Origin of the sequence: Streptomyces sp. NPDC057474, assembly GCF_042802555.1 — a bacterium.
In the GTDB taxonomy this organism is placed as follows: Bacteria; Actinomycetota; Actinomycetes; order Streptomycetales; family Streptomycetaceae; genus Streptomyces.
Map to the genome: position 1 here is coordinate 1 of NZ_JBHVDX010000200.1, position 19464 is coordinate 19464.

The following is a 19464-nucleotide window of genomic DNA, read 5'->3' on the forward strand; positions in this document are numbered from 1 at the left end:
GCCGTCGGCCTTCCCGCCGAGAGCGGGAGGGCCGACGGCACCTCATGGAGCCTCGGACGGTACGGGGGCTCCGTTAGGAGGCGTCACGTACCGTGCCGGTGAACTCCGGGCCCTCGACCGCCTCCCCGCCCGCGTCGTAGGTCCAAAGACGCAGCCGCAGCGACTCCGTGTCCTCGCTCAGTTGATCGGTGACGGTGGGCACGGACATGTCGATGCTCAGGCTGCCCGCGGGCACTTCGGACATGAGCAGCGTGCCGTCCGGCAGTGCCGCGGACAGGAGGCGCTCGGGATCCGGCGAGGCCCCGAAGTACTCGTCCAGCCATGTCGCGGGGACGTCCGTTGTGGACAGTTCGGTGCCGTCGGAGACGGGGAGCAGCTGCAGGTCCGTCCACATGGCCACGTCGGCGGCGGCGGAGAGGGTGATCCGCCAGACCAGCGGTTGCCCCTCGGTGACCTGGTCCGCGACCGGTGTCATGGTCACCGTGGGCTGGGGGTCGTCGTTCTGCGCGGTGACGCCGCCCAGGTAGGAGCCGACCACCGCGCCACGTACGGTCTTGACGGCCACCCGGTGAAGATCGTCGGAGCCGTAGCGGGTGTTGCCCCCGACCGTCACCGGCACGTCGACGCGGGTGCCCGCCCGGACCTTCACCGTACGTGCGACCAGGTGGTCGCTGCCCGGCTCGTCCACGAACAGCCGGACCTCGCCGCCGCCCGACCCGGAGACCTGTACCGGCACCTGGTAGGTGCGCGTGCCGGAGTCGCCTTCCACGACGGTCAGGTGGCCGACGTCCACGCGCGCCAGCTGCGCGGGCTCGACGACGGGGGTGCCGGGGCGCCAGCCGTAGGCGTCCACCAGCCATGCCGTCCCGGACTCGGTACGCGGGGTCAGGTGCAGGGTTTTGACGTGGCCGAGGTCGATGCGCTCCCGGGTCTCGGCGGACAGCGGTACGCGGACCTCACGCGCCCAGTAGGAGGAGGTGCGGGAGGTGCCCGGCACGCCGTCGACGCGGACCCGGCCGAGGTCCGCCCGCTTGCCGGAGGTGTCGGTGAGGACGACGTCCAGCTCGGTGCCGGTGGTGTTCGGCGGGACGATCACGCGCAGGCTCAGCGACGTCGCGCCGGACAGGGAGACCGGGCGGGCGGGGCTGAGCTCGGTGGCGGTGCCGGAGCGGCTCCAGTTCATGGTCAGCGCGTACCGGTCCGGCTCCTTGCCGGGGGTCACCCTGCGCCACTGGGCGAAGTGCGGGGAAGCGGTGAGGAGGTCGGGGTCCAGGCAGGAGACGTTCGGGTCCGGGTCCACCTGGGCGCACAGCCGGCCGCCGCTGACCGTGGCGGAGGGAGCGGGGAGGAACGCCCCCGAGCGGGCGGCGCCGACGGCGTGGGTGAGGACGCGGGCGGGTCCGGCGGAGGCGGCACGCACGGGGGACCCGTCGAGCAGCGGGCGGGCCCGGTCGTCACCGGCGACGAACAGCCGGGCCGCGGTGGCTATGTACGTCGAGCCCGCCTTCTGCTGCTGCTCGGCGGTGAGCCGGGTGGCGGTGCCGGGAGAACACAGCGGGTCGTGCTCGTCGCCGCCGTAGGAGAAGTCGTCGTCGGCCGGTGCCGTGGCCTGGCCGGGGGTCCACTCGCTGTTGAAGTAGTTGTGGTTCGCACCCGTCATGTAGACCGCGCTGTGCAGGGCCTTGCCGCGGCTGACCCCTCGGGTGCCGTCGACGTAGAGCTCGCCCTGGAGGTCGATGACGTCTCCGTCGCAGCCCGGCAGGATCGTCACCGACGGCACGTCGGGTGCGGGGTTCTGGCCGAAGATCGTGGGGCCTATGAGGACGGTTCCGCGTATCGTCCAGCGGGTTTTGCCGTGGTAGCCGTCCTGGTCGGCGGGCGGCGGGGTGAGGCTGTCCAGCGCGGCCCGGTCGGCGCCCTCACCGCCACGGGAGTGGCCCACCAGGAGCACACGGCCGAGGTCGGCGCGGGGCACCCGTCGTACGACCTCGGGGGCCGTGGACGGGTCGGCGGCCCAGTCCGCCCAATGGGCCAGGTGCAGCCGTATCAGCGAGGAGCGGGCCTGGGCGCCGGCGTCGTCGGCCTGCCAGTCCTGCGCGTTGACGGAGTTGGCCGAGATCGAGACCGTCACATAGCCCTGGGAGGCCAGGAGTTGCTGGTCGTGCAGGTAACCGCGGTAGCTCGGCACCGACTCGTAGTCGGCCGGGCACGGCCACTCCAGGGTTGCGTCGTCGCCCTTGAAGCAGGTCACGTGGCGCCCGTGGAGGAACAGTGCCAGCGGGCGGCTGCCGGTGGCGTCCTCCGGCGCGACCACCACGGCCTTCATCTCCACCTCGGTGTCGTAGCCGGGCAGGTGGACCGATGGCAGGGAGTACTCACCGCTGGTCGTACGGAACGAGCCGGGCGCGCCGGGGTCGACTGTGTTCACGGTCGCCGCCTGGGGCAGGCGCGACGGATTTGACGATCTGTCAGGTCTGCGGCGCTCACGGGCCGCGTCGTTCGCTCCGGCCACGTCCAGACGGCGGCCCGCGGCCTCGACCCGCAGGTCGTCCGTTCTTCCGAGGCGCACCCCGTCGAGCGGCAGCCGGAACGTGCGCCCGTCCGCGGCGGGTCTGGGGATGCCCAACAGGCGTTCCCCGCTGCGGAACTCGACCTGGGCATCGCCCACCGGCACCTTCTCGGGCGAGCGCCACACCAGCTCTGCCGACTCCCCGGAGCCGGTGGTCAGCCAGCCTTCGGGAAGTCCCGGAGATGCGGGAGCGGACGGCCGCCCGGGCTCCGGTTTCGGCGCCGCCAGCGCCGTCCCCGGCGCCGCCAGCGCCAGCGCGAGGGCCGCTGCCGCAGCGGCCGTCACGCGCGAGACACGGATCACTTCTGTTCCTCCTCATGGTCAGTGCCCCGAGAACCCCACGGGCTCCGGGCTCCCCCGACGCACCAAATGCAACACATCCGATCACCCTGTCACCTATTCGCACAGCATTCGCACAACTTCCGTCCCTTCCGGGCAACAGAACACGTGTAACCAGGGGCAGTTGGTCTGTCGGCGCGCCAACGTCCGTGCATGTGAAGGGCGTTCGCCGATCCCCAGTCGCGGGGGTGCGGCGGCGTGGCCGCGCGCCAGGTGGCGAAGGGGCTGGGCGTGCTGATGGTGGGCCCACCGCGGCCGAGTTGCAGGGGCTCACTCCGCTGCACCGCGACCGGGACTTCGAGTGCATCACCGCCGTCACCGGCCAGGCCTCCAGTGGTACTGCCCGGGAGTCGGCAAGCAGACCAGGACAGGCAAGGACTACGGCGGAGGGCTGTGCGTCGGCGGAGCGCTCGCCGAACTGGACAGCCGCACCAGCCGAGCCAAGCGCAGAGCCCCTTCGCTCAGGCACCCTGCCCACTGCGCTTCGAAGCCGTGCCCACAGCGTGCCCAAGAGACCGGGCAACCACGGACAACAACGGTGCCACCGCGCCCCGGCGACGACACCGATGCGATGAATCTCCGCAGATCACCTAGTACGTCGTCACTGGAGCGCCGTCGCTTCCCAAGCTGAGAGTGCGAGTTCGAGTTCGATTCTCGTCACCCGCTCCATGAGGAAACCCCAGGTCAGTAGCCTGGGGTTTATTGTTTCGCTACCAGCCCTACGGTGCACTTCACCCCACCACGCCCCCAAGGTTGCGCACGGGGTGGGCACGAGCGCTTGGTTGAGGCGAGCGGGCCTCTGCTCCTCCATAAGCGGCATGTATCGCTGACCTGCTGTTTTCACAACAAGTAGTGCAAGATCATAAAAGGAGAGCCCTCAGCCTCCTGATCTCGTCATACTCGCGTCCGTTCCGGGCACTGTGGAGGAACTCGGCGCGCTGCACATAGCAGGATGCGATGGCCCCGGCGTCGATCGCGTCGTACCAGGCCGACTGCAGTTTCGGATCGCGGAGCAGCCGGACCAGGCCGGAGGTGCCGAGCAGGTAGATCACCGGCTGTTCTTCTCCGCCCGGTCAATCGCTCCGCGTCCTCGACGGCACCCCATTCACGCGCACGCTCGAAGTGGCGGCTGATGCGCGCCGCACGCTCCTGCTGCTCGGCATAGAAGTGCAGGGCGAGGGTGACTGCCTCCTTCTTGGTCCTGACCTTGGACAAAGCCATGACACGTTCCAGAGCGTCGTCGTCGATGTCGATCTGGGTCACAGACACGCGGCACCTCCTGCACGAACAGCCGTCGGCGGATCGAGCATGACGGTCATCATGGGGGTCTGCTTGCCGTGCGGCAGCCGACTCAGCAGCACCGGCCACGGCCCCGTGCCGCCGGGACGGTAGACATCCGCGCGCAGCACCGTGCCATCACGCATCTGCGCCGGAACGTCGACCTCGATCTGAATCTCCGCCATGCACTGCTCATTGGGTCAGTGGTCCGGGGGTCAGGCCACCGCGTTCAACAGGTCGGCCAGCACGTCGGGCCGTTCCAGGGCGATGAAGTGACCGGCCTTGGGGACCTGCGTGAAGTCGGCCGCCGGCAGCAGTAGCTTGTTTGCTTGCCGGTCCGAGGGACGGGACCAGTCCTTTTCCCCGTAGACGAGGTGGACGGGCGCCTTGACCTCGCGGTAGCGCGAGCGGGCGGCGATGAGGCTGGGCAGGCTCTGGTACACGGCCCGGGCGACGGTCGGGTAGCCGGGGCGCCCGCCCACCTGGAGGAGCTCGTCCACGTAGTCCTCCCGCAGTGCGCTCTTGTCGCCGAGTCCGCCCTGCAGGATCTTGCTGAGGGCGGGCCTGGGCTCCACCCCGGCGATCACCGGACCCACCCCCGGGGCGAGAACACCGCTGATCACCACACGGGCGAGGAGGCTGGACCGGGCGATTCCGTCGCGGAAGTCGTAGGTGTTGACCGCGACGACGCGCCGGACCCGCTCCGGGAGATCGGCCGCGGTGGTCAGGGCGAGCACCGCTCCCATGGACTCCCCGACCAACGTCACGTCGTGGAGGTCGAGTTCGGTCAGGAGCCGCTCGACGCCCGCACGCATGGCGGGCTCGTCGTACGACGCACCGGGCACGATCTCGGAGTAGCCCATCCCCGGCAGGTCGAGGGCGTACACGGTGTACTGGTCCGCGATCAGCGGGATGAGGTGGCGGAAGTGCTCGGCCTGCGTGCGCACGGTGTGCAGCAGGACCAGGGGAGCTCCGCTGCCCGCCTTCAGGTAGCGCAGCTGTCCCTCACGGCCGCTGCGAGGGGCGATGGTATGGCTGGTGGTCCCCGGAATGTGAATGGTGGGACGTGACTCGTGGGCGGGCATCTCGCCGACTCCCTGGGTGTGAAGGGGCTTACTTCGCCAGTTGGGGGTACAGCCCGGCCAGGTCGCCGGCCAGGCCCGCCTTGACCTGCCGCGAGATGTCGTCGGCGAGCACCTCGTACGCGCCCGCCTCGACGCCGTCGAGGGCGAGTACGGCGACGTCACGCGGGTCGGACTTGGGCGCCTCGACACCGGCCGCGAGGTCCGTGTCGACGTAGCCGACGTGCAGTCCGGTGACGGCGATGCCGCGCGGCTGCAGCTCCAGGCGCAGGGAGTTGGTCTGCGACCACAGGGCGGCCTTGGAGGCGCTGTAGGAGCCGCCGAGCGCGATCCAGGAGAGCACGGAGTGGACGTTGAGGAGGTGGCCGCCGCCGTTGCGCTCGATGACCGGTACGAAGGCGCGGGTGAGAAGGAGCGGGCCGTAGAAGTTGGTCTCGAACTCCCGACGTACGTCGTCGACCGGGGAGTCGACGAAGGACGCGCCGACCGAGGCACCGGCGTTGTTGATCAGCACGGTCACGTCTTGCGCCTGCGTGGCGGCGGCCGCCACGGAGGCCGGGTCGGTGACCTCCAGCGCCACCGGGACGGCGTCGGGGTGCGTCACCGTGCGCGGGTCGCGGGCGGTGGCGTAGACCTTGCCGGCACCACGCGCGTACAGCTCTTCCACCAGGGCCTTGCCGATACCACGGCTGCCGCCGGTGACGAAGACGTTGGCGCCCTTCAGAGCGGTCATGACTGCCTCCACAGAATGAGAAACCGATCGGTTTCCAGTAGAGTAAACCGATCGGTTTCGACATGCAAGCCCGGCAGGGCCCCGGCTTCACCGGGACGTTCGCCGCGAGCGGCACGCACATCAGCAGCGCCGCGCTCACGACCAGGCGGCCGATGGACTGCAGCCCGGTCGCCACGGCTTCCGTGCCGTCACCTTGCTTGTCGTACTGCCCCCGCGTCCGGGACACCAGGAACATCTCGTGGTCCATGGAGAGTCCGAAGATCAGCGCGAACAGCATGATCGGCACGCTGGGCTCGATGTTGCCCGTCGGATCGAAGCCGGGCAGGTTGCACAGATGGCCGTCCTGGAAGATCCAGACCAGGACGCCGAAGGTCGCGGTCAGCGACAGCATGTTCATCGCGATGGCCTTCAGCGGCAGCAGCACCGAGCCGAGCGCGTCCAGGGTGTCGCCGTAGACCGCCGACTCACCGGCCAAGTACGCCCGGGCATCCTGCGGTCGCGGCGGTGCGGCACAAGGTATCGACGCCGACATGGACGCTCCGTCGGCAGAACAGCCGTGCCGCGACGCCGAGCAACCAGTCGCCTGCCGAGGCAGCGCCGTCGGCCTATGCGGGCTTCGACCCTGTCGGGTCACTCCCGGGCCAGAAGCTATTCGCTCACTTGCACCGAGGAAACCGATCTGTTTTCCTAAATGGAAACAGATCGGTTTCCGGCCGATGGTCGGCCCATGACCAGCGACTAAGGGGAAAAGTGAGTACCACCTTCGACCGCGGGGCGCCCGCCTCCGGGAAAACAGACTCGGGCCGCCGCGGCTCCCATGCCGTGCGCTGGTGGGTGCTCGTCGTGCTGGGCGTGGCGCAGCTCATGGTCACGCTCGATGCGACCGTCGTGAACATCGCACTGCCCGAAGCGCAACATGACCTCGGATTCAGCGACGGCAGCCGGCAGTGGGTCATCACGGGGTACGCCTTGGCGTTCGGCAGCCTGCTGCTGCTCGGGGGCCGACTCGGTGACCTGTTCGGCCGACGTACGACCTTCGTGACCGGCCTGATCGGTTTCGCGGCCGCATCCGTCGTCGGCGGCGCGGCGGGCAGCTTCGACATACTCGTCGCGGCACGCGTGGCTCAGGGCCTCTTCGCCGCGCTGCTCGCGCCCGCGGCGCTCTCGCTGCTCAGCGTGACCTTCACCGACCCGGCCGAAAGGCCGAAGGCGTTCGGCATCTTCAGTGCGTTGTCCGGTGCGGGCGCCGCGGTCGGACTCCTGCTCGGCGGCATGCTCACCGAATGGGCGTCGTGGCGCTGGGTGATGTACGTGAACGTCATTTTCGCGGGCGTCGCGCTGGCCGGTGCGCTGCTGTTGCTGGCCAAGCCCGTGGTCACCGAGCGACCCAGAATCGACATTCCTGGCACCGTCGTGGTGAGCGCCGCGCTGTTCGGCATCGTCTACGGGTTCGCGCACGTCGAATCCACCAGTTGGACCGACCCGGTCGCCCTCGGCTCCATGATCGGCGGCGTGGTACTGCTCGCGGTATTCGCCTGGCTGGAGCTCAGGGTCGCGCATCCGCTGCTGCCGCTGCGAGTCGTGCTGGACCGGACCCGAGGCGGTTCGTTCCTGGCCGTGTTCGTCCTGGGCATGGGGATGTTCTCGATCTTCCTGTTCCTGACCTATTACCTGGAGGCCAGCATCGGCTACTCGCCGATCGAGGCCGGTCTGTCCTTCCTGCCGATGGTCGGGGGCATCGTTGCCTCGTCGACCACGGTGCCTTCGCTGCTGCTGCCCAAGGTCGGCCCGAAGGTCGTGGTCACCGTCAGCTTCCTGGTCTCCGCATCCGGTATGGCCCTGCTGACCCAGCTCACACTGGACAGCGGCTACGTCGCCGACATCATGCCGGGCATGATCCTGTTGGGTCTCGGTATCGGTGGGGTGATGACCACCGCGTTCCAGGGTGCGACCGCAGGCGTGCACCACGAGGACGCGGGCGTCGCCTCGGCGCTGATCAACACCAGCCAGCAGGTGGGTGGCTCGATCAGCACGGCGCTGTTGACCACCGTTGCCTCATCGGCCGCGACCGACTACCTGTCCTCGCACAAGCCCGGTGCCCTGACCATGGCCCAGGCCGGGGTCGAGGGCTACACGGCCACCCTGGCGTGGGGCGCCGGGATCTTCGTGGTCGGTGCGGTGCTCACGGCGTTCCTGATGCCGAATTCAGCTCTGGCGCCGTCGGAGGGCGAGCCTGTGATCGCCCACTGAGTCCGAATCCACCGCGGTGAGAAATGTCCTGCGCTGATTGGTGCCCTCCAGGCACAGATCAGCGCAGGACAGGGGCGTCTCCGAGACGGTCCCGTGTGTTCCGTCTTCAGCAAACCGATCATCGCCGGTAGTGGGCGCCCACGATGTGGGCTGAATTTGCGAGGCCGATGGACACGCCGGCCATCGGGGGTGCCCCCGGGTGCAGTCACAGCAGCTCACAGCAGCTCACAGCAGCTCACAGCAGCGGTAGGCGAGCGATGCCGGGCGCACCAAACGCGGCAAGGAGGGTGAGCGCACCGATTCTGGAGACCGCGACGGCGGTGCCGACGTCCAGTCGCCACCCCCATCAAGGCGCCGCCCGGCTTCTACCGCTTCCTCGCAGAGTTCGAGCCGCTGCAACAGATCACCAGCGGTATCCACTCGATCCTCTACTGCGGCGCCCGAGGTGACGCGGGCCTGGCCCGGTGCTGGATGATGATGATGATGATCGCCGGCCTCATTGCGGCCGGCCATTGCGGCCGCGCTCCTCGGCTTCGGGGTGACGCGCTGGTACGACCCCCAGGGGCTGCACCGTACCCATATGCCCGCTCGGCCGTGGGCAGCACCGCGGATCACCCCGACACGTACCGTAAACCGATCGGTTTCCAGCGGGCCGGAATCGAGTTAACCTCGCAATATGACCACCGAGGCGAAGTCAAGCTCCCGAGAGCGGCTACTGGAGGCAGCGGCCACACTCACCTACCGAGACGGCGTCAGCATCGGCATCGACGCGCTGTGCAAGGCGGCGGGGGTGTCGAAACGCTCCATGTACCAGCTGTTCGAGAGCAAGGGCGAACTCCTGGCGGCGAGCCTGGAGGAACACGCCTCCGCCTATGTGACGACGCTCCTTCCCGCGAAGGACGACAACCGTCCACCCCGCGAGCGGATCCTGCACGTCTTCGCGCAGCTGGAATCACAGGCCGGCGCTCCCGACTTCCAAGGCTGCCGGTACCTCGCCGTGCAGATCGAGCTCAAAGACCCGAGTCACCCCGCGAGCCAGGTGGCCCGCCGGGTCAAGGAGAACCTGACAGCCTTCTTCCGCGCCGAGGCCGAACAGGGCGGGGCGAGCGACCCGGACCTGCTGGCCCGTCAGCTGATCCTGGTCTTCGACGGCGCCAGCGCCCGCGCGGGAATCAAAGCCGACACGCCGGCTGGGCTCATCGCCCCCACCGTGACCGTCCTGCTCGATGCGGCGCACATGCGCTGACTCATCGCGTTTTACGAGCAGCTGCGGCGACCGATGTGCCCGGCGAGTCGCAGCCGGCCTCTGGCGACCCGAGAAACCCCCGTGGCGTCACACTCTTGCCCACTCACAGGCATCCAGAGGCCCGGACCAACTCGTGGGCTGAGCCCTGATCGCCTGGCGATCGATCACCAACGTCCACGAGGAACTTGATCGACAGTCCGAGGAAGAGGCTCACCGCTTGGGCTTGCACGCGAAAACCGATCAGTTTACGGTGGTGAAACTGATCGGTTTCTCGCCGTGGTGGCGAGCCTCGAACCCGCATCCCTAGGAGCACGGATGACTGCCGCGCGCGACGCCGAGGGGCAACCCACTCATCCCAGGCTTCCGGCGAAGCTGGCGGCCCACCCGTCGGTGCAGGCCGTACTCGCCCGGCGCAGGACCGGCGGCATCGCGCGTCCGTCGGCGGTGATCGACGCGGAATGGCTGCGCGAGCTGTGCCTCGCGGCCGGCGCGGACGACGCCGCCTCGGTCAGCCTGGATCACCCGATCTGGCCGGCGAGCGCGAGCACGTACAGTCCGCGCTGCCCGGCACCCGCACCCTGATCGCGATGGCGGTCCGGATGAACCGCGACAACTGCCGTTCCCCGGCCCGCAGCGTGGCCAACCAGGAGTTCCACCAGACCGACGAGCAGGCCAACCACGCCGCCCGCACGGATGGCGGTGCCCACGGCCGGCGCCACCACCCCCATCCAGGCGCTGCCCGGCTTCTACCGCTTCCTCGCGGAGTTCGAGCCGCTGCGGCAGATCACCGGCGACATCCGCTCGATCCTCTACTACGACGCCCAGGGCGACGAGGGTCTGACGCGGGGCTGGGTCATGATGACCGTCGCCCTCGCGGTGGCCGCGCTGTTCGGCTTCGGCGTACTGGGGTGGTACGACCGCAAGGGGCTGCACCGCATCCCGGCGGAGACGACGCCCGGCACGAGCGCCGTCCCGGCGTAGCGGCAGGTCACCCAGGACGGGGCCATTGCTCGCAGTGGCCCCGGTGTGTGTCGCCCTGCCGGGGCGTCAGGCGCGCACACGATCATGGCTCGGCGACGGCCCTTCCCCCAGGCCGTCGCCGAGCCTCTGCCCGGAACCCCTGAAAACCGATCGGTTTTCGTTTCGTCTGCTTCGGGTTAACCTCGCGGTATGACCACCGAAGTGAAGCTGAGTCCCAGGGAGCGGTTGCTGGAGGCGGCGGCCACGCTCACCTACCGAGACGGCGTCAGCATCGGCGTCGAGGCGCTGTGCAAGGCGGCGGGGGTGTCGAAGCGCTCCATGTATCAGCTGTTCGAGAGCAAGGGCGAACTGCTGGCGGCGAGCCTGGAGCAGCGCACTTCCGCCTACGTGGCGACGCTCCTGCCGGCGGCGGACGATGATGGCTCACCCCGCGAGCGGATCCTGCACGTCTTCGAGCAGGTGGAATCACAGGCAAGCGCGCCCGAGTTCCACGGCTGCCCGTACCTGGCCGTGCAGATCGAACTCAAGGACCAGAGTCACCCCGCGAGCCGGGTCGCCCATCAGGTCAAGGCGAACCTGACCGCCTTCTTCCGCGCCGAGGCCGAACAGGGCGGGGCGGGCGATCCCGATCTGCTGGCCCGGCAACTCAGCCTGTTCTTCGACGGCGCCAGCGCCCGCGCGGGAATCCAGGCCGACAACCTGACCGGGCTCATCGCACCCACGGTGACCACCCTGCTCGACGCGGCAGGCGTGCGCTGACGCATCGCCCGTCCAGAACAATCCCTCACCGCCCGGCACTCGCGGGAAGCCCGATAGCCGTAAGCGTGTTGCCGAGCATGCCGCAGGCGAAGAAGTTTGCGGTCTCGTCGGCATCGGCGCCCAGCGACAGGTGCACGGTTTCCCAGATCCTCATCCAGCCGGCCCGGACGACCTCGCCGATCAGGTCATCACCTTGCGCCTCGGCGGCCGCCACGGCGGCGTATCCCTGCATCCGCATCAGGAGAACTTCGGGGCGCGTCGACATCAGATGCGCGTAAGCGTCCGTCATTGCCCGCAGGGCCTGCTCGCCACCCTCCACCCCGTCGGCCGCCCTCTCGAAAGCCAGGCGGGCGTCCTCCACGCTCCGCATCAAAGCGGCGACGAAGATCGCCTTCTTGTCCGGGAGCCGGAAGAGATACATGCGTGACGCCCACCCGCTCGGCGATCGCCGCGCGGATGACGCTCTCACGCCTCTCCTGTGCACTCATCCTGTCCACGCCGTCATGCTCCCGGCTTGAGCTTGCACACTGAAACCGATCGGTTTACTGTAGTGGAAACCGATCGGTTTCGAGCGAGCGCGGGAGTCCATGATGACGACAGATCAGCCGGTGGCACTCGTGACGGGTGGCCGCGCGGAGCCTTCCGTTCTCGGCCGCTCCGCAGGTGACACTCGTGTGTGCAGTCGCGACGGCTCCGCTCGGTCGCCCCGCGCGCCGACAAGCCCGGAGCGTGGAGAAGGCGGGACGGGGTTCCTGCGCGACCAGTACCGCAAGGAATCTGCGCGGGCCAGCGGGCATGAGACTCCCCAAGCGCCGTCGCTTCCCAAGCTGAGAGCGCGAGTTCGATTCTCGTCACCCGCTCCATGAAGAAGGCCCAGGTCAGAGACCTGGGTCTTCTGGCTGTCGGGCGTGCGGAGGGCAACTTGTCGTTCACGGCGTCACTGGAGGCGACGGCCGTTCAAGTCGCTCTCGTCGTGTAGGGCTTGGCACTGGGGACTCGTGTCATGGCGGTCGGCCGTCGGGGCAGAACCCGCAGTGCTTTCTACCGGCCGCTCTGGTCATGAACATGCTGTTAGGCTCCCCATCACGCGCGTGGGGGGAGCGGCCGGGGGGCCGGGGAAAATGTCAGGGCGTTGCCGTACGCCCCCGCCATGCCTTCTTGCCTTTCAGGAGGAACGGTGGCCCGACTCGGCCGACGCCGACACAGACACAGACCGGCTCTTGGCTCACGCCCACCACACCTCGGCCCGCCGGTGGCACGTAGAGCGGCCGTCCTGGCGACGGCACTGGCTCTCAGCCTTCCGCTCGCCGCCCTGCCATCGTCGGCGGAAGCCGCACCACAGCCTCCTGCTACGGGAGAGGCCGTGCTGCCCGCCGCCCCGCGTGCCGTCCCCAGGACCACGCAGATCCTCAACGCGGGGACCAGCGGCTTCCTTTGGGCCCAGGAGGGCGACGACCGGCTCCTGTGGACGGACTACACCACCGGCACCACGACCTCGCTCCAACAGCTGCTGGACGTCCCGGTGCAGTACGACATCGACAGCGGCGGCTTCCGTGAGGCCGCGTCCTTCCAGCCCGGTTACTACGGGGACGGTTCCGACACCGTCGCCCTCTACTCGCAGGAGGACGCGCAGGTCACCCTCCTCCAGGCCGATGGCGCATCGGGCGGCTCCACGGTGGTGTCGGTGCCCAAGTACGCCGGCTATGAGGGGACCTTCGGCAGCACCGTCCTCACCAGCACCAGCGGCATCAACGGAGGCCCGGACGCCTACCGGCTGTGGCGCGTCGAGGACGGGGGCGAGACCGGGCAGACGCCTGTGACCGGACTGCCGGACGGTGCGGCCAACATCGTCGTCGAGGACGGTGACGCCCGGTCAGTCATCCTCCGCTACGACACCCACGCGGACAGCTGGAGCCACTGGGGCATCGTCGACCTCGCCACCGGCGTGTTCAGCACACTGCCCGACCGGGTCGACCCGGAGAACGGCTGGGAGGTGACCGGCTTCCGACTGGGCGCCGACTCGGTACTGCGGCTCCGCACCGGGCGCGGCAAAGCGGACCTGTACGACCGCGACGACCTGTCCGCGGCGCCCCGTACCTTCGACACGGACGCCCTGAGCAACGGGGCCGCGTACGGGATCGTCGGCGGCGGGCTGCTCGGCCTCGAACCGGTGTCACCCGGTGACAACAAGTACCGGGGCCAGCCGCTGTGGGCCCTCACGTCCGACGGCACGGGGACCGGCCTGACCAAGGTCATGGACCCGGCCGGCCACGGAATCGTCCAGGCGCCGGACGGCTCCGTCCTGGTGGCGGGCGCCGAGCGGTACGTCGAGCGGGGCGACCTCGACTGGGGCGTGTACCGGATCGCCCGGGCCGCCGACGGCTCGGTCACCCGCAGCCGTCTGACCACCGTGCAGCCGATGCCCGCGCAGATCTACGGCCTCTCGCTCGGCAGCGGCATCCTCAGCAGAGCCGACAACAGCACGTCGTACGAGCCGAACACGATCCTCGGTGCCTACCGCAGCACCTGGTTCAGTACGAGCGGCACCCCGAGCGTCACCGGGGCCACGGTGGACGGTCTGGTCAACGGGTCGGACGGCGTCTGCTCCGCCGACGCCCCCCACTGCATCCGGATGTTCGCCGACGGCACCGGCCACCACGGCCGTCGCGACGCCACCGAATCCGACCTGACCATGCTGCGCGCCAACGGCGCCGCCGGCTGGGGCCCCACCCTCGACACAGGCGAGGACACCCCTCGGCTCAAGGACCTCTCCGGGCGGTACGCGGTCGTCGACGGCGCGTCCTCCGGCTACCAGTACATCGGGGAGTTCGCTGACGGTTCAGCAGGCAGGGTGCTGTTCAAGCGTGACCAGGTCGCCGCCGCCGTCCAGGGCAACACCCTGTGGAGCGGCGCGGCCACCGGCGGCAAGGTCACGGCCACCCGGCTCCCGTCCGGGACCGCCGTGGAGTCCTTCACCACACGCGACGGCTGCACGCCGACCAGCCTCCAGGCCGTGGGCCGCTGGGTGTACTGGACCTGTGAGGTCAGTTTGGGAGACGGCCAGGGCGCGGGCGTCTACGACCGTACGGCCAAGCGCACCACCACCGCCCCGGCGGGCAGGGTCCTCCTCGGTGACGGCTACCTCGTCGAGCGCGTCGCCGGCACCCATTCGGGCAGTGGGCTGACACTCATCGACCTGCACAACGGGCTGCCGTCCAGCGGCAGTCACACGGACCTGCCGAGCCGTAAGCTCGCCGACTGGACCGACATCGGCCGCGACAACCTCAAGGCGGGGACGTCCTGGACCGTGGACCGCTTCGGCGGCGGCGTCGCCTACGCCGACCGGGAGCAGCGCGTCCACCTGGTGCCCACCGGCGTTCCGGCATCCGCGCTCTCGGCCATCGACTCCACGGTCACCCCCGGGGCCGCGAGTTGGTCAGGCACCTGGTGGCTGTCGAAGCCCGCGGCATCCTGGAAGGTGGTCGTCCGCCACAAGGCGTCCGGCACCACTGTGCGTACCGTGTCCGGCTCCGCCGCCCGCGGTCTGCTGACGGCCGCCTGGGACGGGAAGGACTCCGCGGGCCGCCTCGTCACCAACGGCACCTACACCTGGACACTGACCGCCCAGCCCGCCGACGGCCAGGGCACCGCCCTCGCCCTCTCCGGCGGCATCGGCGTGACGGCCGGTGCGGCGGCACCGCGCGACTACGCGGGCAACGACGGCATCGGCGACGTCCTCACCCTCAATTCCTCCGGCACCCTCACCATCCAGCGCGGCACCGGCACGGGCACACTGGGCAGCACGGTCTCCGGTTCCGGCTGGCCGACCACAGCGAGGTTCGTGCCGTTCGGCGACCTCGGCGGCGACCGCTGCAACGACGTCCTGGTCCGGCTGAGCAGCGGCGCCCTGCGCGCCTACCGCCCGGCCTGCGGCAAGGCGGCGACGCCCTCGACGCCGTACACCACACTCGCCACCTCCGGCTGGAACCAGTACGACCTGCTGACCTCGCCGGGTGACGTGAGCCGTGACGGGCGCCCGGACCTGATCGCCCGCAACGCCTCGACCGGCGCGGTCCACCTGTACAAGGGCACCAGCACGGGCAAGCTGTCGGCGCGCGTGAAGCTGTACGACAACTGGAAGGCGTACAAGAAGGTCGTCGGGGCCGGTGATCTGAACGGCGACGGCGTCGGCGACCTGCTTGTGCAGGACAAGTCGAACAACCTGTACCGGTACGACGGCACCGGCAGCGGCACTTTCAGGGCCCGCGTGAAGGTGTTCTCGAACTGGGGCGCTCCCTACAACGCGGTCGTCGCAGCCGGTGACATCACCGGCGACGGCAGGACTGACCTCGTCTCGCGCGACACCAGCGGCAACCTGTACCGCCAGAGTGGTGACGGCAAAGGGGCGTTCGGCGGCCGTGTGAAGATCGCGACGGGCTGGCAGGGGTACAAGGGCATCGTATAAGGAGCATCACCCTCGTGGCGTTCGCTGCCGGGCTCAGGCCTGTCGGCGCATGGCCCGGCAGTTCGCCACTCGGTGAACCGCCGGGCCTCGGCCTGCGGAACGGGTACGGCCGGTACGGCCGGTACGGCCGGTACGGCCGGTACGGCCGGTACGGCCGGTACGGCGATGGTTCAGCGGCGTACCGCCGTCGGGTCCTGTGTCACCGGAGCCGTCGCGCTGCCGAGGAGCCGCAGCGCCGCCTCCGACGGCGAGCCGGGCTCGGCCGTGTAGGCGATGAGGCGTTGGCCGGAAGCGCCGGGGATGACAAGGTTCTCGAAGCTGAGGTCCATCGCGCCGACGAGCGGATGACGCAGGTGCTTCACCCCTGAAGTGCAGGTGCGTACCGGGTGTCGGGCCCAGCGGTTGGCGAACTCGTCGCAGTTCATGGCGAGTTGGCCGACAAGTTCCGCGAGAGAGCGGTCCTGGGGGTGGCGGCCCGCGACCAGGCGCAGGGAGGCCACGCCGAGTTGGGCCTCCTCGTTCCAGTTCGTGAACAACTCCTGGTACTGCTCGTCCAGGAAGAGCATCCGCGTCAGGTTGGGGCGGGTCGCCGGCATGTCGGGGCTCTCGGGCGCCAGATGTCCGGCGAGCAGGGCGTGCCCCATCCGGTTCCAGGCGAGGACGTCGTTGCGCCGGTCCAGGACGAGGGCCGGCACGTCGCTCATGGCCGCCAGCAGTTGTCGGGCCGAGGCGCCGGCATGCGCCACCCGCGGCGGAGCCGGCCGGGGCGAAGAGGCTGCGGGACGGGCGAGGTCCTTCAGGTGCGCCGTCTCGTCGTCGGAGAGGCGCAGGGTACGTGCGATCGCCTCCAGCACGCCGTCGGAGGCTCTGAGCGCACGCCCCTGTTCGAGGCGGGTGTAGTGGGTGATGCTGACGCCGGCGAGCATCGCCAGCTCCTCGCGACGGAGGCCGGTGACGCGGCGTCGGTTCGGGTGCGGGGCCGGGGCTGGGGCTGGGGCTGGGGACGGTCAGCAGGTGGTCCAGGCCCAGTTCGACGGCGAGCTTCGCCAGTCGCTTCAACTCGTCGTCCGGGCGGAACAGTTCCATGTCCACGCCCTGGACCATGGTCGCGACGGCCTGGTCGGGGATACCGGGGAACCACTGTCTGCACGCCTGGAAGAGGTCCAGGTAGGCCGCGTAGCCGAGGTTGAGGAACTCGAAGTGGTGCTGCCAGGCCCGGTGGCACAGCGCCAGGAGTCTGTCGTACCCGCCGAGCAGGGCGTCGGCCGCGTCCAGCCCGGTGCCGCGCTCGATCTCCTCGTACGGCTGGGCGTCGGGCAGTTCGGTGAACCGGAGCGCCTCCAGCTCCCGGATCGTGGCGAGGACCTTGCGTTTCCAGTTGTCCAGCAGTGCGTCCCAGTGCTCGAAGTAGTACCCGGCGCGCCGGGTGAACTCGGGTACCCGCGCCACGACCTCATCCGGCGGCACCGCGACCGGGCTGAGGTAGACGTAGCCCTGGTGGACGCGGCATTCCAGGCCGTTGGCGGGCGGCACGAGGAAGTACCGGGTGTTGAACTGGCCCAGGCACTTCGCCGACAGTTCGAGGCCGATCGTCTCGAACGGTTTGAGCGCCGTGGGCCAGTGCTGGTTGTCGCAGAACCAGAACCTCGCCTCCTCCACGGCACGCCGCTCGGGCTGGAAGAGCACGTGGTACGGGTAGAGGCTCCGCCAGTCCTCGGCCCCCTCGGGCGCCGGCTGCTCGTAGGGGCTGGGGAAGCTCGTGCGCTGTCCGGACGGCGTGTGCTGCCGGGTCGCCATGCGAGGTCCCTTCGTCGGGCCCGTGGTCACCGGGCCTGGAACTCGGGTCGCTCAGGTCGGGAGGGTCCCGAGGCCGAGCATGGTGTCGGCGATGCTGGAGACGCCCGCCCCGGGCACCACCGCGGCTCTCGCGCGTGGCCTGCGGCTCCAGAACGTCTCGGGCCGCGCCTGGAGCAGCAGCACTCGGGGGCCGCCGTCCGGGAGCGGGGCCGCGTCACGGGCGATGACCCACTCGATGTCCTGCGGGCAGCCGTAGTGGCGCTCGACGCTCTTGGCCAGCTCGGCGACCGCGGTGACCTCGGCGGGCCCCAGGCATGCCCGCCTCCGGCGGGCATCCTCGACCGCGCGTCGGATGAGGCCGTGCCCGTCCGGAGCGACGACCAGCTCGTAGTGCTTCGGCGACAGGGTCGTCTTCACGGGGATGAGCAGCACCTTGTCCACTACGTAGTTGTCGGGGGTCATCTCTCCGGACATCACCGGTTCGCCGAGTCCCCAGGCGGCATCGATGACGATCTTCGACGGGTCGCCGTCGGCAGGGTTCACGGTCAGGGCCACACCGGCCGTGCGAGCGTCGACCATTCTCTGCACACCCACCGCCATGCTCAGCCCCCGCTCGGGTACCCCGCCCGCGGCGCGGTAGGTGATCGCCCGCGCCGTCCACAGGCTCGCCCAGCAGCGGCGTACGGCGTCGACAACGGCGTCGGCCCCGCGGACCCCCAGATACGTGTCGTACTGCCCGGCGAAGCTGACGGTCGGCAGGTCCTCCATCTCGGCGCTCGACCGTACGGCCACCAGGACATCCGCCTCCGCCCCGAGGACCCGGTAGGCCGCGGTGACGGCTGTCGCGACCGGGGGCGGCACGGGCCGGTCGGTGATCAGTCCGCGGACCTCGGCGGCACGCCTCTCGGTGTCGGCCGTGTCGGAGAGGTCGAGCCCGGCGAGGACGGAGCCGATCTCCGCGCGAAGGCCACCACCGTCGAGCACGGCGTCGAAGGCGTCAGTGGTCACCGCGAACCCGGGCGGCACCGGTAGCCCGCGACCGGTCATCGTCAGCAGACCGGCGCATTTACCCCCGACCCGGGCGGTGGACGGATCGGCACCGGAATCGAACGCGACGGTGTACTGGTCGGTCATGGAAGGGCTCTCCGCACTGGTGCAGGTGCACGGCATCCCCCACCGAGCTTACGGCGCCCTGTGCGGCGACGGCAGTCGGGCGGCTCGGCAGGCGGCGGCTCGGCAGGCATCGCTCCGCCGTCTCGACGGTGGCCGGCAGGCGGCAGCGCGCGGCGTCGTCTCGGGCGGGCTGACCTTCCACAGCGGCACGGGGACGGGCAGGTTCGGCGACGAGTACACGGGCACCGACTGGCCGACGACCATCACGGCGATTTCCTTCGGCGACCTGAGCGGCGACCGCTGCAACGACGTCCTCGTGCGCTACAGCAGCGGCGCACTGCGGCTGTTCAAGCCGGGCTGCGGGGCGGCGACCACGCCGTCGACGTCGTACACGACCCTCGCGACGTTACGGTCTCCCGCCGACTGCCTGGCCGCCCAGCGGGTCACTGCGGTGGCGCGGGCGAGGCGGTTGACCAGGGCCGGCCGAAGCCTCCGGTGCCGCCGTTCAGGTCGGGGGTGCGCATGGAACGCCTGGTCCTGCCTGCCCGGTGCTTGGGCCCCGGGCCCCGGGCTGCGGCCCGCTGGCCCGGCGGTGACGGCCTCCCGCTCTCCATCGCCGTTCGAGGCGGATTACCTCACCATCGAACACGCGGAAATCTATACCGACGGGAGTAGACATTGGGCGGCGGCATGGTTATGGTTTCTCTCGTAGCCCAGAGAGACAGCAGGGCCTGGCAGACACGAACTGCCGGGCGGTAGTACGCAGTTGCAGTTCGCAGGACGGTGCGGTGGTGGAGTTCCGAAGCCAGGGTTGTCGCAGGACGGCGACGGGGCTGACGACCGGACCGGGTG

The 19464-nt window shown here is 69.9% G+C and carries 15 protein-coding genes and 2 pseudogenes; 7 read left to right on the top strand and 10 right to left on the bottom strand.

The genetic code is table 11. The features are described from left to right. Positions 1–73: 73 nt before the first annotated feature. From ACFU53_RS37220 to ACFU53_RS37245, 6 genes and pseudogenes are all read right to left on the bottom strand, one after another. Positions 74–2872, bottom strand: coding sequence for a hypothetical protein (locus ACFU53_RS37220; protein ID WP_384002959.1), 2799 nt, complete (start codon positions 2870–2872; stop codon positions 74–76). A gap of 896 nt (positions 2873–3768) precedes the next feature. Further along, positions 3769–3960, bottom strand: coding sequence for a hypothetical protein (locus ACFU53_RS37225; RefSeq protein WP_384002962.1), 192 nt, complete (start codon positions 3958–3960; stop codon positions 3769–3771). 207 nt (positions 3961–4167) lie between these two features. Then, a complete protein-coding gene (locus ACFU53_RS37230) occupies positions 4168–4371 on the bottom strand; it encodes a CocE/NonD family hydrolase (RefSeq protein WP_384002967.1) in 204 nt (67 codons plus the stop codon). A gap of 30 nt (positions 4372–4401) precedes the next feature. Further along, on the bottom strand, positions 4402–5271 hold the full coding sequence (locus ACFU53_RS37235) for an alpha/beta fold hydrolase (protein WP_384002970.1): 870 nt from the start codon (positions 5269–5271) through the stop codon (positions 4402–4404). A gap of 28 nt (positions 5272–5299) precedes the next feature. Next, the gene (locus tag ACFU53_RS37240) at positions 5300–6001 is read right to left on the bottom strand and encodes an SDR family oxidoreductase (RefSeq protein WP_384002973.1); all 702 of its coding nucleotides are present in this window, start codon (positions 5999–6001) and stop codon (positions 5300–5302) included. Positions 6002–6164: 163 nt separating this feature from the next. After that, positions 6165–6533, bottom strand: a pseudogene (locus ACFU53_RS37245) (MMPL family transporter); the annotation flags it as partial. A gap of 218 nt (positions 6534–6751) precedes the next feature. Between ACFU53_RS37245 and ACFU53_RS37250 the strand changes: the two are divergent. Continuing rightward, on the top strand, positions 6752–8251 hold the full coding sequence (locus tag ACFU53_RS37250) for an MFS transporter (RefSeq protein ID WP_384003003.1): 1500 nt from the start codon (positions 6752–6754) through the stop codon (positions 8249–8251). 225 nt (positions 8252–8476) lie between these two features. On the opposite strand, the gene ACFU53_RS37255 is transcribed toward ACFU53_RS37250, so the two are convergent. Continuing rightward, entirely contained in the window at positions 8477–8764 is a 288-nt protein-coding gene (locus ACFU53_RS37255) for a hypothetical protein (protein WP_384002976.1), read from the bottom strand. 163 nt (positions 8765–8927) lie between these two features. On the opposite strand from ACFU53_RS37255, the gene ACFU53_RS37260 reads away from it, so the two are divergent. The 4 genes and pseudogenes from ACFU53_RS37260 to ACFU53_RS37275 all read left to right on the top strand — a co-directional run bounded on the left by ACFU53_RS37260 (position 8928) and on the right by ACFU53_RS37275 (position 11237). Then, positions 8928–9497: a TetR/AcrR family transcriptional regulator gene (locus ACFU53_RS37260; RefSeq protein WP_384002979.1), complete on the top strand. Its 570-nt coding sequence runs from the start codon at positions 8928–8930 to the stop codon at positions 9495–9497. Positions 9498–9812: 315 nt separating this feature from the next. Continuing rightward, the gene (locus tag ACFU53_RS37265; RefSeq protein ID WP_384002982.1) at positions 9813–10079 is read left to right on the top strand and encodes a hypothetical protein; all 267 of its coding nucleotides are present in this window, start codon (positions 9813–9815) and stop codon (positions 10077–10079) included. A 111-nt stretch (positions 10080–10190) separates the two neighbouring features. Continuing rightward, positions 10191–10478: pseudogene (locus ACFU53_RS37270) on the top strand (DUF3533 domain-containing protein); the annotation flags it as partial. Positions 10479–10667: 189 nt separating this feature from the next. After that, entirely contained in the window at positions 10668–11237 is a 570-nt protein-coding gene (locus ACFU53_RS37275; protein WP_384002985.1) for a TetR/AcrR family transcriptional regulator, read from the top strand. Between the two features lie 25 nt (positions 11238–11262). Here the strand turns inward: ACFU53_RS37275 and ACFU53_RS37280 are convergent, their stop codons facing one another. Beyond that, positions 11263–11658, bottom strand: a complete 396-nt coding sequence (locus ACFU53_RS37280; protein WP_384002988.1) for a TetR family transcriptional regulator — start codon at positions 11656–11658, stop codon at positions 11263–11265. Positions 11659–12489: 831 nt separating this feature from the next. Here ACFU53_RS37280 and ACFU53_RS37285 point away from each other — a divergent pair. Further along, positions 12490–15702, top strand: coding sequence for an FG-GAP-like repeat-containing protein (locus ACFU53_RS37285; RefSeq protein WP_384002991.1), 3213 nt, complete (start codon positions 12490–12492; stop codon positions 15700–15702). 170 nt (positions 15703–15872) lie between these two features. Here the strand turns inward: ACFU53_RS37285 and ACFU53_RS37290 are convergent, their stop codons facing one another. Together ACFU53_RS37290 and ACFU53_RS37295 are read right to left on the bottom strand one after the other, a co-directional pair. Next, on the bottom strand, positions 15873–16628 hold the full coding sequence (locus ACFU53_RS37290) for a helix-turn-helix transcriptional regulator (RefSeq protein ID WP_384002994.1): 756 nt from the start codon (positions 16626–16628) through the stop codon (positions 15873–15875). A 922-nt stretch (positions 16629–17550) separates the two neighbouring features. After that, positions 17551–18633, bottom strand: a complete 1083-nt coding sequence (locus ACFU53_RS37295) for a PEP/pyruvate-binding domain-containing protein (RefSeq protein ID WP_384002997.1) — start codon at positions 18631–18633, stop codon at positions 17551–17553. Here ACFU53_RS37295 and ACFU53_RS37300 point away from each other — a divergent pair. Then, positions 18632–19324, top strand: coding sequence for a hypothetical protein (locus ACFU53_RS37300; RefSeq protein ID WP_384003000.1), 693 nt, complete (start codon positions 18632–18634; stop codon positions 19322–19324). The genes ACFU53_RS37295 and ACFU53_RS37300 overlap by 2 nt on opposite strands. The last annotated feature ends 140 nt before the right edge of the window (positions 19325–19464 follow it).

Coding starts and splice junctions, on each gene's coding strand:
- ACFU53_RS37230 (WP_384002967.1), bottom strand. CDS start 4,371: ATGGCGGAGATTCAGATCGAGGTCGACGTTCCGGCGCAGATGCGTGAT.
- ACFU53_RS37235 (WP_384002970.1), bottom strand. CDS start 5,271: ATGCCCGCCCACGAGTCACGTCCCACCATTCACATTCCGGGGACCACC.
- ACFU53_RS37240 (WP_384002973.1), bottom strand. CDS start 6,001: ATGACCGCTCTGAAGGGCGCCAACGTCTTCGTCACCGGCGGCAGCCGT.
- ACFU53_RS37255 (WP_384002976.1), bottom strand. CDS start 8,764: ATGGCCGGCCGCAATGAGGCCGGCGATCATCATCATCATCATCCAGCA.
- ACFU53_RS37260 (WP_384002979.1), top strand. CDS start 8,928: ATGACCACCGAGGCGAAGTCAAGCTCCCGAGAGCGGCTACTGGAGGCA.
- ACFU53_RS37265 (WP_384002982.1), top strand. CDS start 9,813: ATGACTGCCGCGCGCGACGCCGAGGGGCAACCCACTCATCCCAGGCTT.
- ACFU53_RS37275 (WP_384002985.1), top strand. CDS start 10,668: ATGACCACCGAAGTGAAGCTGAGTCCCAGGGAGCGGTTGCTGGAGGCG.
- ACFU53_RS37280 (WP_384002988.1), bottom strand. CDS start 11,658: ATGTATCTCTTCCGGCTCCCGGACAAGAAGGCGATCTTCGTCGCCGCT.
- ACFU53_RS37290 (WP_384002994.1), bottom strand. CDS start 16,628: ATGCTCGCCGGCGTCAGCATCACCCACTACACCCGCCTCGAACAGGGG.
- ACFU53_RS37300 (WP_384003000.1), top strand. CDS start 18,632: ATGGAAGGGCTCTCCGCACTGGTGCAGGTGCACGGCATCCCCCACCGA.
- ACFU53_RS37295 (WP_384002997.1), bottom strand. CDS start 18,633: ATGACCGACCAGTACACCGTCGCGTTCGATTCCGGTGCCGATCCGTCC.